Source organism: Streptomyces sp. NPDC003284 (assembly GCF_053589675.1).
The window spans coordinates 96898-114913 of sequence record NZ_JBSFSI010000005.1 but is presented as its reverse complement, the minus strand read 5'-3'; the positions used below and the strand labels follow the sequence as shown (position 1 = coordinate 114913).

The 18016-nt window shown below is 73.5% G+C and carries 14 protein-coding genes and 1 tRNA gene; 6 read left to right on the top strand and 9 right to left on the bottom strand.

The window, feature by feature from the left end; genetic code table 11:
* Positions 1 to 20: 20 nt before the first annotated feature.
* The 7 genes from ACWDYF_RS12880 to ACWDYF_RS12850 form a co-directional block, all read right to left on the bottom strand.
* A complete protein-coding gene (locus tag ACWDYF_RS12880) occupies positions 21 to 557 on the bottom strand; it encodes a hypothetical protein (protein ID WP_389462928.1) in 537 nt (178 codons plus the stop codon).
* A gap of 52 nt (positions 558 to 609) precedes the next feature.
* Positions 610 to 1221: an aminoacyl-tRNA hydrolase gene (gene pth / locus ACWDYF_RS12875; protein ID WP_389462927.1), complete on the bottom strand. Its 612-nt coding sequence runs from the start codon at positions 1219 to 1221 to the stop codon at positions 610 to 612.
* A gap of 72 nt (positions 1222 to 1293) precedes the next feature.
* Positions 1294 to 1890, bottom strand: a complete 597-nt coding sequence (locus tag ACWDYF_RS12870; RefSeq protein WP_381737630.1) for a 50S ribosomal protein L25/general stress protein Ctc — start codon at positions 1888 to 1890, stop codon at positions 1294 to 1296.
* 235 nt (positions 1891 to 2125) lie between these two features.
* Positions 2126 to 3100 (bottom strand): ribose-phosphate diphosphokinase, encoded by a 975-nt coding sequence (locus ACWDYF_RS12865; protein WP_018566917.1) that lies wholly within the window; start codon positions 3098 to 3100, stop codon positions 2126 to 2128.
* Positions 3101 to 3246: 146 nt separating this feature from the next.
* On the bottom strand, positions 3247 to 4692 hold the full coding sequence (glmU, locus tag ACWDYF_RS12860; RefSeq protein ID WP_389462926.1) for a bifunctional UDP-N-acetylglucosamine diphosphorylase/glucosamine-1-phosphate N-acetyltransferase GlmU: 1446 nt from the start codon (positions 4690 to 4692) through the stop codon (positions 3247 to 3249).
* A gap of 112 nt (positions 4693 to 4804) precedes the next feature.
* Positions 4805 to 4876 (bottom strand) — tRNA-Gln (locus tag ACWDYF_RS12855).
* Between the two features lie 26 nt (positions 4877 to 4902).
* Complete coding sequence (locus ACWDYF_RS12850; RefSeq protein ID WP_389462925.1) at positions 4903 to 5763, bottom strand: hypothetical protein; 861 nt, start codon at positions 5761 to 5763, stop codon at positions 4903 to 4905.
* A 167-nt stretch (positions 5764 to 5930) separates the two neighbouring features.
* Between ACWDYF_RS12850 and ACWDYF_RS12845 the strand changes: the two genes are divergently transcribed.
* Complete coding sequence (locus ACWDYF_RS12845; protein WP_381737636.1) at positions 5931 to 7253, top strand: sensor histidine kinase; 1323 nt, start codon at positions 5931 to 5933, stop codon at positions 7251 to 7253.
* A 344-nt stretch (positions 7254 to 7597) separates the two neighbouring features.
* Here ACWDYF_RS12845 and ACWDYF_RS12840 read toward each other — a convergent pair whose 3' ends face one another.
* Together ACWDYF_RS12840 and ACWDYF_RS12835 are read right to left on the bottom strand one after the other, a co-directional pair.
* A complete protein-coding gene (locus ACWDYF_RS12840) occupies positions 7598 to 8176 on the bottom strand; it encodes an SUKH-3 domain-containing protein (RefSeq protein ID WP_389462924.1) in 579 nt (192 codons plus the stop codon).
* 91 nt (positions 8177 to 8267) lie between these two features.
* On the bottom strand, positions 8268 to 8792 hold the full coding sequence (locus ACWDYF_RS12835) for a YwqJ-related putative deaminase (RefSeq protein WP_064533546.1): 525 nt from the start codon (positions 8790 to 8792) through the stop codon (positions 8268 to 8270).
* A gap of 356 nt (positions 8793 to 9148) precedes the next feature.
* On the opposite strand from ACWDYF_RS12835, the gene ACWDYF_RS12830 reads away from it, so the two are divergent.
* The 5 genes from ACWDYF_RS12830 to ACWDYF_RS12810 all read left to right on the top strand — a co-directional run bounded on the left by ACWDYF_RS12830 (position 9149) and on the right by ACWDYF_RS12810 (position 17925).
* On the top strand, positions 9149 to 10171 hold the full coding sequence (locus tag ACWDYF_RS12830) for an SMI1/KNR4 family protein (protein ID WP_026252385.1): 1023 nt from the start codon (positions 9149 to 9151) through the stop codon (positions 10169 to 10171).
* 7 nt (positions 10172 to 10178) lie between these two features.
* The gene (locus tag ACWDYF_RS12825; protein ID WP_389462923.1) at positions 10179 to 13037 is read left to right on the top strand and encodes an SUKH-4 family immunity protein; all 2859 of its coding nucleotides are present in this window, start codon (positions 10179 to 10181) and stop codon (positions 13035 to 13037) included.
* A 218-nt stretch (positions 13038 to 13255) separates the two neighbouring features.
* Positions 13256 to 14149, top strand: coding sequence for a coiled-coil domain-containing protein (locus ACWDYF_RS12820; protein WP_389462922.1), 894 nt, complete (start codon positions 13256 to 13258; stop codon positions 14147 to 14149).
* Positions 14150 to 14554: 405 nt separating this feature from the next.
* The gene (locus ACWDYF_RS12815; RefSeq protein ID WP_381737641.1) at positions 14555 to 15343 is read left to right on the top strand and encodes an ABC transporter ATP-binding protein; all 789 of its coding nucleotides are present in this window, start codon (positions 14555 to 14557) and stop codon (positions 15341 to 15343) included.
* Positions 15340 to 17925 carry an ABC transporter permease gene (locus ACWDYF_RS12810; protein ID WP_381737642.1) on the top strand — a complete coding sequence of 862 codons (2586 nt, stop codon included), beginning with the start codon at positions 15340 to 15342 and terminating at the stop codon, positions 17923 to 17925. The genes ACWDYF_RS12815 and ACWDYF_RS12810 overlap by 4 nt, the downstream gene beginning before the upstream one ends.
* Positions 17926 to 18016 lie beyond the last annotated feature (91 nt).

Sequence of the window (18016 nt, the reverse complement as noted above, 5' to 3'; positions counted from 1 at the left end):
CGGGGGCGCCGCCGTACGCCTCACAACGCGACGAACGCCGCCGTCAGCAGCGCCATCCCCGCTCCCGCCAGCACCCAGGCCGCCCGCACCCGGCGCAGGCCGCCGGCCACCACCACTGAGGCCAGCAGCAGCGCGCCGCCCAGCGGCGCCCACGCGTACAGGATCCCGGCCGGGCCCGACCGCAGCACCTCGTCGGTGCCCGGCTTCACCACGACGCTGTACGTCCGCCCCTTGCGCACCGCCACCGTGTGCGCGATCTCCACCCGGCCGCGCGCCGCCGACCCCGCCGAGACCGGCGTGTACGGGCCGCTGCACGTGTCGCCGCCGCACCGCGTCACCTCGACCGACCCGTGCTCGCGGCCCTTGGTGAGCATCACGTACGGCGCGGTGCTCCACGACGCCCACACCCCGGCGACCAGGATCAGCACCGCGACCGTCCCCATCGCGGCCACCCGCCCGAACCGCAGCGCGGCGTGGGAGGCCCGGCGGGCCCGGCGGGCGGCACGGGCCCGCCGGGAACTCGGGGCGCTGGCGGCGGCAGGCATGGCCGGGATCATTGGCCATGCCCCTACGACCGGTCAACTCCTGGGCGCGCGGCGGCCGGACAAGTCAGGAGTTGTACGCGCTTTGCGCCCGCTCCAGGCCCTCGGCCAGCAGGCACTCCACCGCGTCCGCCGTACGGTCCACGAAGTAGTCCAGCTCCTTGCGCTCCGCGGACGAGAAGTCCTTCAGCACATAGTCGGCCACCTGCATCCGGCCCGGCGGACGCCCGATCCCGAACCGCACCCGGTGGTAGTCGGCGCCCATCGCCTTCGTCATCGACTTCAGGCCGTTGTGCCCGTTGTCGCCGCCGCCCAGCTTCAGCCGCAGCGTGCCGTAGTCGATGTCCAGCTCGTCGTGGACCGCCACGACATTGCCGAGCGGCACCTTGTAGAAGTCCCGCAGGGCGTTCACCGGACCGCCCGACAGGTTCATGTACGACATCGGCTTCACCAGCACGGCACGGCGGCTGTCCGGTCCGGGCGCGCCGATCCGGCCCTCGACCACCTGCGCCTGCGCCTTGCTCGCCCGCTTGAACCGGCCCCCGATGCGGCCGGCCAGCAGATCCACCGTCATGAAGCCGACGTTGTGCCGGTTCATGGCGTACTCCGGTCCGGGATTGCCGAGGCCCACGATCAGCCAGGGCGCGCTCGCGGAAGTCGCCGGGGTGGTCACGTCCATCTCTCCTTGGTATGCGTCGGCCGCCGCCCCCCAGGGGAAGCGGCGGCCGGCGAACTGCGCGGGGGGTGAGGATCAGGCCTCGGCGGCCTCGTCGCCCTCGCCCTCGCCGCCCTCGGCGGCCTCCTCGGCCTGCGCGGCCAGGACCTGGAGGACGACCGTGTCGTCCTCGACGGCCAGGGTCACACCGCTGGGCAGGGTGATGTCCTTGGCGAGCACGGAGGCACCGGCCTCCAGGCCCTCGACGGACACGGTGACCTGCTCGGGGATGTGCGTGGCCTCGGCCTCGACCGGCAGCGCGGACAGGACGTGCTCCAGCAGGTTGCCGCCGGCGGCCAGCTCACCCTCGGTGTGCACGGGGATCTCGACGTTGACCTTCTCGCCGCGCTTGACCAGCAGCAGGTCGACGTGCTCGAGGAAGCCCTTCAGCGGGTCGCGCTGCACGGCCTTCGGGATCGCCAGCTCGTTGGTCTTGCCGTCGATGTCCAGCGAGATCAGGACGTTCGGCGTACGCAGGGCGAGCAGCAGCTCGTGGCCCGGGAGCGTCAGGTGCAGCGGGTCGGTGCCGTGGCCGTACAGGACGCCGGGGACCTTGTTCTCGCGGCGGACGCGGCGGGCGGCACCCTTGCCGAACTCGCTGCGGGTCTCGGCGGAGATCTTCACCTCGGACATGCTCTTCACTCCTCGTAGAACTAGGGGATGGTGGTCACCCGGCCACACGAACGGCCTGCTACGAAGAGCGCGTCGATAACGGACCGCCGTATCCGTCCGAGAACGGCTACGGCCTCCCTCGCCGAGCAACTGGTGCAGTCTACTCGGCGAGGGAGGCCGAACCCAAAACGATCTCCGGTGATCCCTGATGATCTCCGGCGGTCCGCGCTGATCCGCTCGGGCGCCGGAATGATCGTTACTGCTCGTCGAAGAGGCTCGTCACCGAACCGTCCTGGAACACCTCGCGCACCGCGCTCGCGATGGTCGGCGCGATCGACAGCACCGTGATCTTGTCCAGCTCCAGCTCGCTCGCCGTCGGCAGCGTGTTCGTGAACACGAACTCGCTCACCTTCGAGTTCTTCAGCCGGTCGGCCGCCGGACCCGACAGCACACCGTGCGTCGCCGTCACGATGACGTCCTCGGCGCCGTGCGCGAACAGCGCGTCCGCCGCCGCGCAGATGGTGCCGCCGGTGTCGATCATGTCGTCGACCAGCACGCAGATGCGGCCCTCCACATCACCGACGACCTCGTGCACCGTGACCTGGTTCGCCACGTCCTTGTCCCGGCGCTTGTGCACGATCGCCAGCGGCGCGCCGAGGCGGTCGCACCAGCGGTCCGCCACCCGCACCCGGCCGGCGTCCGGCGAGACCACGGTCAGCTTGGCGCGGTCCACCTTGGCGCCCACGTAGTCCGCCAGCAGCGGCAGCGCGAACAGGTGGTCCACCGGGCCGTCGAAGAAGCCCTGGATCTGGTCCGTGTGCAGGTCGACCGTGAGGATCCGGTCCGCACCGGCCGTCTTCATCAGGTCCGCCACCAGACGCGCCGAGATCGGTTCACGGCCGCGGTGCTTCTTGTCCTGCCGCGCGTAACCGTAGAACGGCACGATGACCGTGATCGAACGGGCCGACGCACGCTTCAGCGCGTCGATCATGATCAGCTGCTCCATGATCCACTTGTTGATCGGAGCGGTGTGGCTCTGGATCAGGAAGCAGTCCGCGCCACGGGCCGACTCCTGGTAGCGGACGTAGATCTCACCGTTGGCGAAATCGAACGCCTTCGTCGGGACGACCCCGACACCCAGCTCGTGGGCGATTTCCTCGGCAAGCTCGGGGTGGGCGCGGCCGGAGAAGAACATCATCTTCTTCTCGCCGGTCGTCTTGATCCCGGTCACAGCACTGTCTCCTCAGAGGGTGTACGCAGCTGGATGTCGAGAAGACCTCGTCAACCGTGTCAACCGTGCGCGAGAGGCCGTCTCAGCTGGTGGGGTGCGGGTGTGCACTTATCACGGTACGCCGTGTTCGACGCGCCTGTTTCCGGTCAGTCTTCGCTCTCCGTCGTCGGTGACGCCGCCTCGGCCGCCTTCGCGGCCGTGCTCCCGGGGCGCTTGCGCGCCACCCAGCCCTCGATATTCCGCTGCTGGCCGCGGGCCACGGCCAGCGAACCGGGCGGCACATCACGCGTGATCACCGACCCGGCGGCGGTGTAGGCGCCGTCCCCGACCGTGACAGGCGCCACAAACATGTTGTCCGAACCGGTGCGGCAGTGCGACCCGATCGTGGTGTGGTGCTTGTCCTGGCCGTCGTAGTTCACGAACACGCTCGCGGCGCCGATGTTCGAGTACTCGCCGATCGTCGCGTCGCCCACGTACGACAGATGCGGCACCTTCGTACCCTCGCCGATACGCGCGTTCTTCGTCTCGACGTACGTGCCCACCTTGGACTTCACCCCGAGGCGCGTGCCCGGACGCAGATACGCGTACGGACCCACCGACGCCTGCGGACCCACCACCGCGCCCACGGACACCGTGTTGTCCACCCGCGCCCCCGCGCCCACCCGGGTGTCGGTCAGCCGGGTGTTGGGCCCGACCTCCGCGCCCTCGGCCAGATGCGTCGCGCCGTGCAGCTGCGTACCCGGGTGCACGATCACGTCCTGCTCGAACGTCACCGTCACATCGACCCACGTCGTCGCCGGATCCACCACGGTCACCCCGGCGAGCATGGCCGCCGTCAGCAGCCGGTCGTTCAGGGTCCGCCGCGCCTCGGCGAGCTGCACCCGGTTGTTGATCCCCGCGATCTCCCGGTGGTCACCGGCCACCGAGGCACCGACCCGGTGCCCGGCCCCGCGCAGGATCCCGAGCACGTCCGTCAGGTACTCCTCGCCCTGGCTGTTGTCCGTGCGCACCTGGCCCAGCGCCTCGGCGAGCAGCCGCCCGTCGAACGCGAACACCCCGGAGTTGATCTCCCGGATCGCGAGCTGCTCCGCGTCGGCGTCCTTGTGCTCCACGATCGCGGTCACCGCGCCGTCGGCGTCACGCACGATCCGGCCGTACCCGGTGGCGTCCGGGACCTCGGCGGTCAGCACGGTCACCGCGTTGCCGTCGGCGCTGTGCGCGGCGGCCAGGGCGGCGAGGGTCCCCCCGGTCAGCAGCGGCGTGTCCCCGCAGACCACGATGACGGTGCCCTCGACGGCACCGCCCAGCTCGTCGAGCCCCATCCGCACCGCGTGCCCGGTGCCCTTCTGCTTCTCCTGCACGGCGGTCCGCGCCGCGGCGTCCACCTCGGCGAGGTGCGCGCTCACCCGCTCCCGCGCGTGCCCGACCACGACGACCAGGTTCTCGGGCTTCAACTCCCGTGCGGCGGCCAGCACATGACCGACCAGGGAACGGCCGCAGATCTCATGCAGGACCTTCGGTGTGGCCGACTTCATACGGGTGCCCTCACCCGCTGCGAGAACGACGACGGCTGCCGGGCGAATGGCGCTCACGGGATGCCCTTCGGCTTTTGGGTGGGGTGGACATCCGCAGGATACCGGGGCGGTTGAGGGGGGAGACGAGAGCGGGTCCTGGCGTGTGCGGCCAGGACCCGAATCGAGTTTGCTCCCCTGCCAGGACTCGAACCTGGAACAAATCATCCAAAGTGACCCGTGTTGCCGATTACACCACAGGGGAGTGTAAAGCTCACCAAAACGGACATTTCATTGTTCCGCTGAGGTTGCCGCCTCTACTATGCCGTACCACGCGCCCTCGATGCGACGGTACAGCTCGGCCCCCTTGAGGACTTTGATCACCAGGCATCCCCGGTACGCGTCACCGGTGTTCTTGCGGGGTGTCCTGGGGTTGTGCTTCTTGAGTGTGGTCTTGGTGAACGACGAGCGGCCCGCGCCGACGAGGTCGGCCCAGAACTGTTCGGCGCCGGTCACGTCCGCGGATTCGTGGATCATCACCGCGAAGCGGCGCCGTCCGTGGTCCACGCCGAGAAGGTCGAGCCATGCGAGGAAGATCTTGACCATGCTCGGATCGCTGTTGACGAACGCGACGCTCTCGCGGCGGGCGTACGGCTTGTCCTTGGCGCCCTCCGCCCAGTAGAGCCCTACGCCCACGAGGAACAACTCCCGGTCGGTGAGGTTGCCGACGGCCCGCCTGGCGGTCTCCTTCGCGCGTTGCCGCTCCTCGTCGCGCACCCGCAGCTTCGCTTCCCAGCCCCTCCGGGCGATGGCCGCCGCCTCCTCGCCGCTGCGCTTGCGCTCCGGCCTCGGCAGATCCCGCACCCACAGCGAGATCGAGCTCTTGGAGCACCCCAGCTCCACCTGGATCTGGTCGTACGTCCAGCCCTGGAGGCGCAGTTCTCGGGCCCTGTCCCGCAGGTCGTCCTTGGCGTTCGGGCGTTTTGTCCAGTCGGGGGCCGGTGCGCCGTCCAGGAGACGGTTGAGGATGTCGTTGTTGTCGATGTGCAGACGGTCGCGGATCTGCCGCCGGCTGAGCCCTGCCCGCCGCAGCGCCACCGCCCGCTCCCGCAGGCCCTCGAAGTCGGCGTACTTGTGCTGTGCGTGTGCCATGGGCATACCGTCCGGCCGGAATGGGAGCCTCCGGGTTCGAACAGGGGATGTTCACCAGTTCGAGGGAAATCGACTGATTCGGCGATGCGCCGATGACGGGCCGTGATCGGATCCGGGTACGCGAAACTCGCCGGAAAAGCGCCGTCGCGCGCCCGTAGGCTGGAGACATGACCACGACGGGGGAAGAGCGCGCCGCGGCGGTGAGTGGGCCGTGGTGGTGGGCGCGGTGGCGCGGTGCGCTGTTCGACGGCAGTCTGGCGCTGGCCTCGGCGGCGGAGTGCGCGGCGGAAGGGGTGCCGTTCGCCCGGGACGCCGGGGTGCCGCTCGCCGCGGGGGTGCTCTTCGGGCTGCTGTGCGGGTCGGTGCTGCTGGTCAGGCGGCGGTGGCCGATCGCCGTCGTGCTGGTCGCGATCGCCGTCACGCCCGCCCAGATGGGCTTCCTCATGGGGATCGTCGGCCTCTACACGCTCGCCACGTGCGAGCTGCCGCGGCGGATCATCGGGGCGCTGGCCGGGATGTCGCTGCTCGGCACGATGATCGTGACGTTCGTGCGGGTGCGGCAGGACATGGCACGCGGCGACTTCACCATCGGCGACTGGTTCGTCCCCTTCGCCGCGGTCACCACCTCGCTCGGACTCACCGCGCCCCCGCTGCTGCTGGGCCTGTACGTCGGCGCCCGGCGGCGGCTGATGGAGTCGCTGCGCGAGCGTGCGGACAGCCTGGAGCGGGAGTTGCAGCTGCTCGCGGAGCGGGCGGAGGAACGCGCCGAGTGGGCGCGCGGCGAGGAGCGCACCCGGATCGCCCGGGAGATGCACGACGTCGTCGCGCACCGGGTGAGTCTCATGGTGGTGCACGCCGCCGCGTTGCAGGCGGTGGCCCGCAAGGACCCCGAGAAGGCCGTCAGGAACGCGGCGCTGGTCGGCGACATGGGCCGGCAGGCGCTGACCGAGCTGCGCGAGATGCTGGGCGTGCTGCGCAGCGGCGAGGCGCCCGAGCGTCCCGCTCCGCTGCGCGATCCGGCCGCCCTGCCGCTGGTCGCGGTGGGGGTCGCGGCGGCCGCCGCGGCGTCCCGCGCCGCCGGTGAGCCGGGCGGCGACGGGCCGTGCCTCGCGGAGCTGGAGGAACTGGTCGGGCAGTCGGCCGCCGCGGGCATGGTGGTGGACCTGTCGGTCGAGGGCGAGGCGCGCCCGTACGGGGCGGAGATCGAGCAGACCGCGTACCGGGTGGTGCAGGAGGCCCTGACGAACGTCCACAAGCACGCGGCGGGCGCCAAGACCCGGGTGCGGCTCGCGCACCGGGGCGCGGAGATCGCGATGCAGGTGGAGAACGGCCCGCCGCCCGAGCCTGCGACCGCGTCGGCGGCGGGGCTGCCGTCCGGCGGGAACGGCCTGCTCGGCATGAAGGAGCGGGTCGTGGCCCTGGGCGGCGTGTTCGTGTCGGGGCCGACGGATGCGGGGGGTTTCCGGGTGTCGGCGGTCATTCCGGCGTAGGCGCAGGCCTCGGCGTAGGTGCAGGCGGGGATGGGGCCAGGGGCAGGGGGGGCGTTGGCCCTGGGGCCGTTGGCCGTGGGCTTGAGGGCGCGGGCGATGGTTCCAGCGCGGCGGTCCGGGGCGGGCCGTCACGGACCCCTGCTGTGGGCCGTCGGCCTCGGCGCACAGGCCGGAGCGCGAGCGCGGGACTTGGCGGCGCCCGGCGGTGTCGGAGCGTGCCGGGGCGGCGGCGGTGGTTCTGGCCGGGCACGGCGGGCCGGGAGCCGCCGTCCCGGAAAGCCTACGGAACCCCCGGGCTCCGGGGTCCCGGGTCACCGGGGTGAATGCCGCGGCGCCCGGTGGTGTCAGACCGCGGCCGTGGTGAGGCGTACCGGTGCCAGGCCGGAGACCAGTGCCGTCAGGGCCTGGTCGATGCCGGGGCCGAGGTACCAGTCGCCGGTGTGGTCCAGGGCGTAGACGCGGCCCTCGGCGTCGATGGCGAGCAGCGCCTGTGTGTCGCTCTCCGTGCCGAGCGGGCACACGTCGGTGCCCAGGGCGCGGCCGAGGTCGCCGAGGGTGCGGGCCAGGTGGAGGCCGTGCAGCGGGTCGAGGTCGAGCGCGGCCGGGGCGATCTGGCGGCCGGACCCGGCGGGGGCGACGCGCAGTCCGCCGAACTCCGCCCAGGCCTCGACGGCGGCCGGGAAGACGCTGTGCCGGTGGCCCGCCGGGGAGGAGTGCTCGCGCAGGGCGTCGGCCCAGAACTCCGCCTGCTTTATGTCCCAGCGTCCGGGCTGCCAGCCCGCGGCGCGCAGGGCGGCGTCGACGGGGGCGGCGAAGCGGGCGGTCCCGGGGGCCTCCTCGGGCTCGGCGGGTCCGGCCGGGGAGGAGAGCTTCGCCGAGAGTCTGGTGGGGCGCTTGGCGGCGGCGCGGCGGTCGGCTTGCATGGGCCCTTCGTTCGTCCTGTTCGTCTCGTGCGCGGATGCGTGCGCTGATGGCGTGCGCGGGCGGAAGGCGTGCGGGTCGGGTGCGCGGCCGTCAGGCCCTGCCGCCGGCGGGATCGACGATGTAGACGCCGAAGTGGGCGCTGAGCGCGGTGCAGGCGCGGCACGGCGCGGCGAAGCTGCCGTGCAGCGGGTCGCCGTCCTCGCGGATGCGGCGGGCGGTGAGCTTGGCCTGTTTGAGCGCTTTGCGGGCCTCGCCGTTGGTCATGGGTTTGCGCGAGGCGCGTTTGCTGCGGGTGGCGTCGACGGCGCTGATGTGCCGCGAGATGAGGATGGTCTCGGCGCAGCGGCCGGTGAAGCGGTCCCGCTGGGCGCTGGTGAGCGTGTCCAGGAAGTCCTGGACGAGCGGGTGCAGGGCCGGGGGCTCCTCGCTGCGCGCGGCCGTGCCGGTGAGGGTGGCGCCGCGCACGGAGAGGGCGGCGGCGATGGTCGGGAGTATGCCGTCGCGGCGGTGACGGAGGGTGGGCGCGAGCGGTCCCTCGCTGCTGCTCCAGCCGATCCGCGGGTCGCCGGAGCCGCTGGTGTGCGGTCCCGCCTGCGTCGCGTTCATGATCATCATTCCCCTCCCGAGCATCCCCCCGAAGGACACAGAGTGCCAAATCGCATGCCCCGTGTGGAAGCTGGGGCGGTGCGACACGCCCGGTGGAGGGCGGTGCGTCACGGCAGGGTGACGCCAGGTCACGGCCGGCCGGGACCGGCCGGGGGGCGGCGGCCGGGCCGGGCGCGGGCGGTGCGCGGTGGCCCGGTGACCGGTGTCGCGCTACCGCATAGGCTGTCGGCACGCCGCGCTCGCGCGGCCGACGCGTTGGAGAGAAGCCGACGCGTTGGAGAGAAGTAGTCGATACGGATCCCGGCGGACGGCACAGGAAGCCGCCGCGCCGCGGGCCGTACAGAGTGCCGCAGGGGGCAACCGCCATGACGACAGGTCGGCTCGGGCTGGGGGTACCACCCGGCCGCCGGGGTGGTGGGCAGGGTGCCGCGCCGCCCAACGCGGCCTACGCCGGACAGGTCGTGCACTTCCCGGACCCGGTCCGGGCCGCCCGCCACCCGCGAGGGGTGCGGGTGGACGAGCACGGCTACCCCGACTTCTCGCCGTACGCGCGGGCCGCGGCGCAGATCGCGGACCCGCCGGAGGGCTTCGGCGTGGACGAACTGCGGCTGACCGACTACGTCTCGGCGAACGCGGCGCTGGCGGCGACCGGCCACGAACTGTGGGACACGGTGCCCAGCGTGGCGACCCCGCACGGCTGGACCTGGCACCACGTGGCGGGCGGCCGCCGCCTCGAACTGGTCCCGGTGGAGGTGAAGGCGCTGCTGCGCCACCACGGCGGGATCGCGACCGCGAACGTCGACCAGGCCAAGCGCGGCACCCGGCCGCTCCAGGAGACCCGCCCGGCGCACTTCGGGCTGCCCAAGTCCGGCGCCGCGGTCTCCGAGCAGCAGGTGCAGGGCGTCGAGGAGGACCTCGGGTACCGGCTGCCAGGCGCCTACCGCTCCTTCCTGAAGGCGGCGGGCGGCTGCGCCCCGGTGGGCACCGCGCTCGACGCGGAACTGGGGCTCCTGGTCGACCAGCCGTTCTTCACGGTGCGCGAGGAGGCCGCGGTCAACGACCTCGTGTACGTCAACAAGTGCCTGCGCGACCACCTCACCAAGGACTACCTGGGCGTCGGCTTCGTCCAGGGCGGCCTGCTCGCGGTGAAGGTGAAGGGCGAGCGGATCGGTTCGGTGTGGTTCTGCGCGTACGACGACGTACGGGACGTGGATCCGGCGTGGCCGCAGCCGGAGCGCGTCGAGCGGCTGCTGCTGCCGTGCGGTGAGGACTTCGACGCCTTCCTGTCCCGGCTGGCGGGCTCCCCGCCGGAGCTGGAGACGGTGGCGAACCTGATGGTGGACGGCGGATTCGCGCATGCCGTTCCGGCCTCTTCCGTGGGGGAGTGACTCGGCGATGGTGACGTACGCGCAGGCGCAGGAGCGCGCGGAGGAGTGGATCAACGGCGACGTGCCGTCGTACCAGCACCGGGAGGTGCGGGTACGGGAGTTCGAGCTGGGCTTCGTGGTGTGGGCCGAGGACCGCGCGGAGGGGCCGCGTTCGGACGGCGGCCGCCAGCGGCTGGTCATCGCCCGGGACAGCGGGGAGGCCACGCTGTGGCCCGCGCTGCCGGTGGGCGAGGTGATCCGCCGGTACGAGGAGGAGTACGGCCGTCCGGAGGCGGCGGCGGAGCCCGCCGCGGCGGCCCCGCCCGCCCGGGTGGATCTGAACCAGACGTCGTTCCTGCTCAGTCCGCCGGAATGGCTCCAGGAAGCGGCGGACAAGCTGGGCATTCCGGACCGCCGGGGCGAGAGCGGCGGCACGTCGGGCGGCCCGGCCGCCGGTGCCGGTGCCGGTGCGGACGCGGGTCCCGGTCCCGGCGTGGGCCCGGCGCGGGACGAGTCGCTGCCGCAGACGCAGGCCGGGGTGCCGGTGGGCGCGGCCGGCGGGACGGGGCCCGGGGCTCCCGGGTCGCCGGACGTCCCGCCCGGTGCCACCCCGTGGGCCGGGACCGACACCAACGCGGACGCGGAGGAGGACCGTTCGGTCCCGCTGCCCGTGACGGTGTTCGCACCGCCGCTGAGCGGCGCCGACGACACCCCGCCGCCGCCGTCCGCCGCGTCCGACGCCAAGACGGCGCTGATGGAGGGCGGCAGTCGGCTCCCCCGCACGGCGGTGACCCCGGCACTCGACGCGACCGGCGCCCCCGCGCCGGTACCCCCCGGCAGCACACCGCCCCCGGGCAGCACACCGCCTCCGGGGAGCACACCGCCTCCGGGCAGCACGCCCCCGCCGTCCCCGGCCGCCGGTCCGGCGGCCCCGCCTCCGCCCCCGCCGCCCGGTGCGTCGTACGGCTATCCGGCGGCGCCCGGTGCTCCCGGTGCGCCCGGTGCTCCGGCGGGTCCCGGAGTCGCGCCTCCGCCTCCGCCGCCGGGCAGCACGCCACCGCCCGCGGGCGGTACGCCCCCGCCCCCGCCTCCGCAGGCGGGAGCGCCGTACGGCCATCCGCAGAACCCCGGGGTCCCGGCCCCGCCGCCGCCTCCGCCGCCGGGCGGTGCGCCGTACGCCCCCGCGGCCCCCGCCCCCGGGCGCCCGCTCGCGCCCAACGCCGGTGACATCGCCGACGCGGCGACCAGCAAGGCCGGGCCCCCGCCGCGCCGCGGGCACTCCGCCACGCCGACGCCTCCGCCGCCGGGCGCGCCCGGCATCCCGGGAGCGCGTCCGGGCGGCCCGGACCCCGCCGTACCGCCGCCGGGCGCACCGGCCGCACCGGCCGCACCGGGCGGATACGCGCCGACGCAGCTCGTCTCGTCCCTGGGTCCGGACGGCCCCGAGGCCGCCCCGCAGCCCCCCGGCGCCCCGCAGCCCCCGGCCGCCCCCGGCGCTCCGGGCACCCCCGCCGGTACGACGCCCCCGGGCGGTGTCCACCACGCCGCCACGATGCTCGCCGACCCCGGCCGCACCGGCGGCGGCGCCCCGCAGCCGCCGGGTCCGCCCGGCGCCCCCGGCGCCCCCGGCGCGCCCAAGCCGCCGCCCGCGCCGGGCGCCCCCGCCGCGCCGGGCGTGCCCGGTCCGCCGCAGGCGCCCGCCGCTCCCGGTGCGCCCGGCGTGCCCGGCGGCGGGCAGGGCGGTGTGCACCACGCGGCGACCATGCTGGCCCCGCCCCCGCCCGGCGGTCCGGCCGTGCCCCCGCCGCCGCCCCCGCCCCCGGGCGCGACCCCGCCGCCGGGTCAGCCCCCCGTGCCCGGACCGCCCGTGCCCGGCGCGCAGCCCCCGGCCTACGGCTATCCCCCGCAGGGGCAGCCGACCGTGGGTCCCGGCTACCAGGCCGTGCTGCGCTACCGCGCGCAGGACGGCTCCGAGCAGCAGCTGATCCGGCGTTCGGCGCCGGGCACCCCGCACCCGGAGTGGCAGATCTTCCACGAGCTGCGCGGCATGAACGTGCCGCCGGACCAGGTGCTGGAGCTGCACACGGAGCTGGAGTCGTGCCAGTTGCCGGGCGCCTACTGCGCGCGGATGATCCGCGAGCAGTGGCCGCAGGCGCGGATCACCTCGATCGCGCCGTACGGCACCGATCACGCCAGCCGCCAGCAGGGCATGCGGCAACTCCTGGCGCACCAGGGGGAGCTGCACCAGGTGGCGGACGGTCCCGCGCGCCCGGCGCCGGTGCGCGCGCCGCTGCCGCCGGTGCAGCCCGCGCCGCCGCTCCCGCCGGAGGGCATCGCCCAGGAACTGGGCGCGGCCTTCGGCCCGGGGGTGTTCCGGTTCGAGCAGGCGGCCGTGTCCCGCCAGGGCGTGCCGCCGGTCGTGGCGCACACGCTGGTGGTGGCGGGCCTGCCGATGGACATGGGGCCCTTCTTCTGGGCGCAGGCCCAGCCGGGCCGCCCGGTGCCGACGCTGGCGGAGCTGGCGGCCGAGCGCGGGGTGCAGCCGGCCCCGGACGCGGGCTCGTACCTCGTCATGGGCAGTGACTTCGGCAAGGCGCTCTGCGTCCAGTACGGCACGGCGAACATCGTGGCCGTGCCGGTGGAGGCGGGGCCCGGCGGTACGTCCGTGCCGCCGCAGTTCGTGAACACCGGGCTGCCGGAGTTCGCGCGCTGTCTGGCGCTGCTGGGCCGGATGTGGCGGCTGCGGCACGGTCTGAACCAGGAGCAGGCGGGCCGCTGGACCGTGGACTTCCAGGCCCAGCTCGTCGCCCTGGACCCGGCGGCGCTCGGTTCGCCGGAGAGCTGGTGGTCGGTGCTGCTGGAGCAGATGTGGGACGGACTGCTGTGAGTGCGTGAGTGCGTGAGTGCGTGAGCGCCTGACGGCGGATGAGGGCCGGCCCCGGTCGCGTGACCGGGCCCGGCCCTCTTTCGTTCACTCCTGACCGGACCCGCACCCGGAGTGTCGCGTTATGAACATCTCGTCCCTATAGCTGAGGATGTGCCCGCAATCATCGTGTCGCATCCATTCGGCGGTGTCCGGCGGTGCACGACGGAGAGGGGTTCAGGATGGGCAGCACGGCGTCATCGGTCTCGCTCCACGGCTTCGCGGTCGTACGGGGGCGCTGCTACCGCCCCGATCAGGTGAACACCCAGGTGGACGTCCTCTTCGCCGACCGGGACGCGGCCTGGGAGCGCGCGGCGCGGCTGACGGTCCTGGCCCGGAACATGGAGGCGGAGCTGACGGCCCTGCGCGAGCGGGCCGCCGGACTCGGCGAGCAGACCTACGCCTCGCTCGGCGAGGGCGCCCGGAGCCTGCACGAGCACGGACAGCAGGAGGCGCGGGCGGTGCGCGAACGCGCCCTCCGGGAGGCGCGCGAGCAGTACGAGGCGGCGCGGGCGTACGCCGACGGCCTGCTCCAGGACGCGCGGGCGTACGCCGACGCGGTGTGCGGGGCGGCGGAGGAGGAGGCCCGGCGGCGGACCGAGGCGGCGCGGGCCGAGGCGGACGCGCTGCGCATCGCGGTCCGCCGCGAGGTGAAGCAGACCCGCGGCCAGGCGCTGGCCGCGCTGCGCGAGGCGCGCCGCGGCGCCGAGGGGGCGCTCGCCGGACAGGCCCGCGAGCACACGGTCCGGCTGGCCGCGGCCGAGCGGGAGGAGAACGCGCGGCGGGCGGCGCTGGAGGCGGACCACACCCGGCGGCTGTCGGCCGCCGAAGCGGCGCTGGCCGCGGCGGAGCGGGCGCTGACGGAGGCTCAGGACGCGGCCCGCCGGGCGCCGGGGGAGGCGCGGGCGCGGGCCGCCGAGGTGCTGGACGCCGCCCGGCTGAGCGCGGAGCGGATCACCCGGGAGACGGAACGGGTGCTGCGCGAACACGGTGAACTCTGGGACGGCGTCAGGGCCCAGATGGACACCGTGCAGAGCGACATCACCACGCTGACCGGCCGGGCGCGGGTGGAGTAGGAGGCCCGTCCCGCACGGGCGGCGCGGGGCGGCGGCTTGCCCCTCACGCGGCGGGAGGGTGGAGGCTCGGTGGGCCGACGGGTGGAGACAACCCTGAGACGGTCTCCGCCTGCCGGGGGACGGCCCCTAGGGGTAGCTCCGTACTCGGGGTCGGGGAGGGCTCGTACCGGCGGAGGACGAGATGGCCGCGAGCCGTCCTTAGTCTGGCTTTACGCCGCTGGGGGGCGGTGGACCGCACCGAGGGGGGTGGGGTTTTCCCCAGCGGAAGACTGCGCTGAGCACCAGCGCGCCCGGGGGCCCGCGCACAGCAGACTCGTCCCCGTACCCGAGCACCGTTCCCGCCACCGCGGCTCACCCCGCGGGGCACCGCTCCGCCCGCAGCAGGACCGACATAGGAGACTTACCGTGACAACGGCTGTGACCATTCCCAGGCACGGGGGCACTGGAAGGCCGACGGCCGTCGCCGCACGGGCGCGGCAGGTCGTCAAGGCGTACGGCTCCGGGGAGACCCGGGTCGTCGCCCTCGACCACGTCGACGTGGACATCGCCCGCGGTCAGTTCACCGCGATCATGGGCCCCTCGGGGTCCGGCAAGTCCACGCTGATGCACTGCCTCGCCGGTCTCGACACCGTGTCGGGCGGTCAGATCCACCTGGACGAGACCGAGATCACCGGTCTGAAGGACAAGAAACTCACCCAGCTGCGCCGGGACCGGATCGGCTTCATCTTCCAGGCGTTCAACCTGCTGCCGACGCTGAGCGCGCTGGAGAACATCACCCTTCCCATGGACATAGCCGGCCGCAAGCCGGACCGGGCCTGGCTGGACCGGGTGGTGGAGACCGTGGGCCTGGCCGGGCGGCTCAAGCACCGGCCCAACCAGCTCTCCGGCGGCCAGCAGCAGCGCGTCGCCGTGGCCCGCGCGCTGGCGGCCCGGCCGGAGATCATCTTCGGTGACGAGCCGACCGGCAACCTGGACTCGCGGGCGGGCGCCGAGGTGCTGGGCTTCCTGCGCCGCTCCGTCGACGAGCTGGGCCAGACCATCGTGATGGTCACGCACGACCCGGTGGCCGCCTCCTACGCCGACCGGGTGCTGTACCTCGCCGACGGCCGGATCGTCGACGAGATGTACCAGCCGACGGCCGAGCAGGTCCTGGACCGCATGAAGGACTTCGACGCCCGGGGGCGTACGTCATGACCGTCCTGAGAACCTCCCTGCGCAACTTCTTCGCGCACAAGGGCCGGATGGCCCTCTCCGCGGTCGCGGTGCTCCTCTCGGTGGCCTTCGTCTGCGGGACGCTGGTGTTCACCGACACCATGAACACCACCTTCGACAAGCTGTTCGCGGTGACCGCGTCCGACGTGACCGTCGCGCCGAAGACCGCCAAGAACAGCGAGACCCCGCAGAACGGCGTCCCCGAGACGCTGCCGGCCGCCACCCTGGACCGGATCCGGCAGGCCGAGGGCGTCAAGTCGGTCGAGGGCGGCGTCAGTTCGCCGAACGTGACGGTCGTCGACCGGCACAACAAGAACATGGGCTCCTCGAACGGCGCCCCGACCATCGCGGGCAACTGGACCTCCGGCAGCCTGCGGTCGATGGAGATCACCTCCGGCCACGCCCCGCACGGGCCGGGCGAGATGCTGGTGGACGCCGACACCGCCGACAAGCACGACCTGAAGCTCGGCGACGAGCTGCGCACCATCGCGCAGACCGGCGACCTCACGGCGCGCGTCGTCGGCGTCGCCACCTTCAAGGTGACCAACCCGGGCGCCTCCGTCGTCTACTTCGACACCGCCACCGCCCAGCGCGGACTGCTCGGCACGACCGGCCGGTTCACCCAGATCTCGGTCACCGCCGCCTCCGGCGTCTCGGACGAGCAGCTCAAGCAGAACGTGACGCGGACCCTGGCCGCAGCCGCCGGGGCGAAGGCCGGCGCGTACAAGATCCAGACCGCCAAGGAGAACGCCGACGAGAACCGCAAGGACGTCGGGTCGTTCATGGACGTCATCAAGTACGCCATGCTCGGCTTCGCCGGGATCGCCTTCCTGGTCGGCATCTTCCTGATCATCAACACCTTCAGCATGCTGGTCGCCCAGCGCACCCGGGAGATCGGCCTGATGCGGGCCATCGGCTCCTCCCGCAAGCAGGTCAACCGGTCGGTGCTGGTCGAGGCGCTGCTGCTGGGCTTCGTCGGCTCGGTGCTCGGCGTCGGCGCGGGCGTCGGCATCGCGATCGGCCTGATGAAGCTGATGGGCGCGGCGGGCATGGACCTGTCCACCAAGGACCTGACGATCAAGGCGACCACCCCGGTGGCCGGTCTCGTCCTCGGTGTCGTCGTCACCGTCCTGGCCGCCTATCTGCCGGCCCGCCGCGCCGGCAAGATCTCCCCGATGGCCGCGCTGCGCGACGCCGGCACCCCGGCCGACGGCCGGGCCGGCTGGGTGCGCGCGGCGATCGGCCTGGTCCTCACCGGCGCCGGTACGGCCTCCCTGTACGCGGCGGCCACCGCGGACAAGGCGAGCGACGGCTCGGCCGTCCTCGGTCTCGGCGTGGTCCTCACCCTGATCGGCTTCGTCGTGATCGGCCCGCTGCTGGCGGGCGGGGTGGTCCGGGTGATCAGCGCGGTGCTGCTGCGGGCCTTCGGTCCGGTGGGCCGCATGGCCGAGCGCAACGCGCTGCGCAACCCGCGCCGCACCGGCGCCACCGGCGCCGCCCTGATGATCGGCCTCGCCCTGGTCGCCTGCCTGTCGGTGGTCGGCTCCTCGATGGTGGCCTCGGCCACCGACCAGCTGGACAAGTCGGTCGGCGCGGACTTCATCGTGCAGGGCAACCAGCGCATCGTCCCGCAGGCGGAGCAGGCCATGCGGCAGTCGCCCGGCCTGGCGCACGTCACCCGCTACAAGGACCTCGACGCCACCCTGACCTCGCCCGACGGCAAGGCCGACACCGGCGGTGTCACGGCCGCCGACCCGTCCTACGCCGACGACCTGCGCCGCCCGGTCACCGCGGGCACCCTGAAGGACGCCTACGCCCCCGGCGCCATGTCGGTCGGCTCCGACTACGCCGACAAGCACCATGTCCACGTCGGCGACACCCTCACCGTCGCCTTCAAGGGCGGGAAGACGGCCCGGCTGAAGGTCGCCGCGATCACCAGCGACGACACCGCCATCGACCAGGGCGCCCGCTACCTGTCCATCGCCACCATGGAGAAGTACGTCCCCGCGGACCGCGTCCCGCCGAACATGATCATGTTCGCCAAGGCCGAGGACGGCAAGGAGACGCAGGCGTACGCCGCCCTGAAGAAGTCCCTGGAGCAGTACCCGCAGTACCAGGTGCGCGACCAGACCGACTACAAGCAGGAGCTGAAGGACCAGATCGGCCAGCTGCTGAACATGGTCTACGGCCTGCTCGCCCTCGCGATCATCGTCGCGGTACTGGGCGTGGTGAACACCCTCGCCCTCTCCGTGGTCGAGCGGACCCGGGAGATCGGCCTGATGCGGGCGATCGGCCTGTCCCGCCGGCAGCTGCGGCGCATGATCCGCATGGAGTCCGTGGTGATCGCCCTGTTCGGCGCGCTGCTCGGCCTGGGCCTGGGCATGGGCTGGGGCGCCACCGCCCAGAAGCTGCTGGCCCTGGAGGGCCTGGGCGTGCTGGACATCCCCTGGCCGACGATCATCGCAGTCTTCGTCGGCTCGGCCTTCGTGGGCCTGTTCGCCGCGCTGGTCCCCGCCTTCCGGGCGGGCCGGATGAACGTGCTCAACGCGATCGCGACCGACTAGGACGGCTGCGGACGACCGCGACCGACCAGGACGGACACGGATCCTGACGGCCGCGCACCGGACCCCTCGTGCACGGGGGTCACGGGGAGAG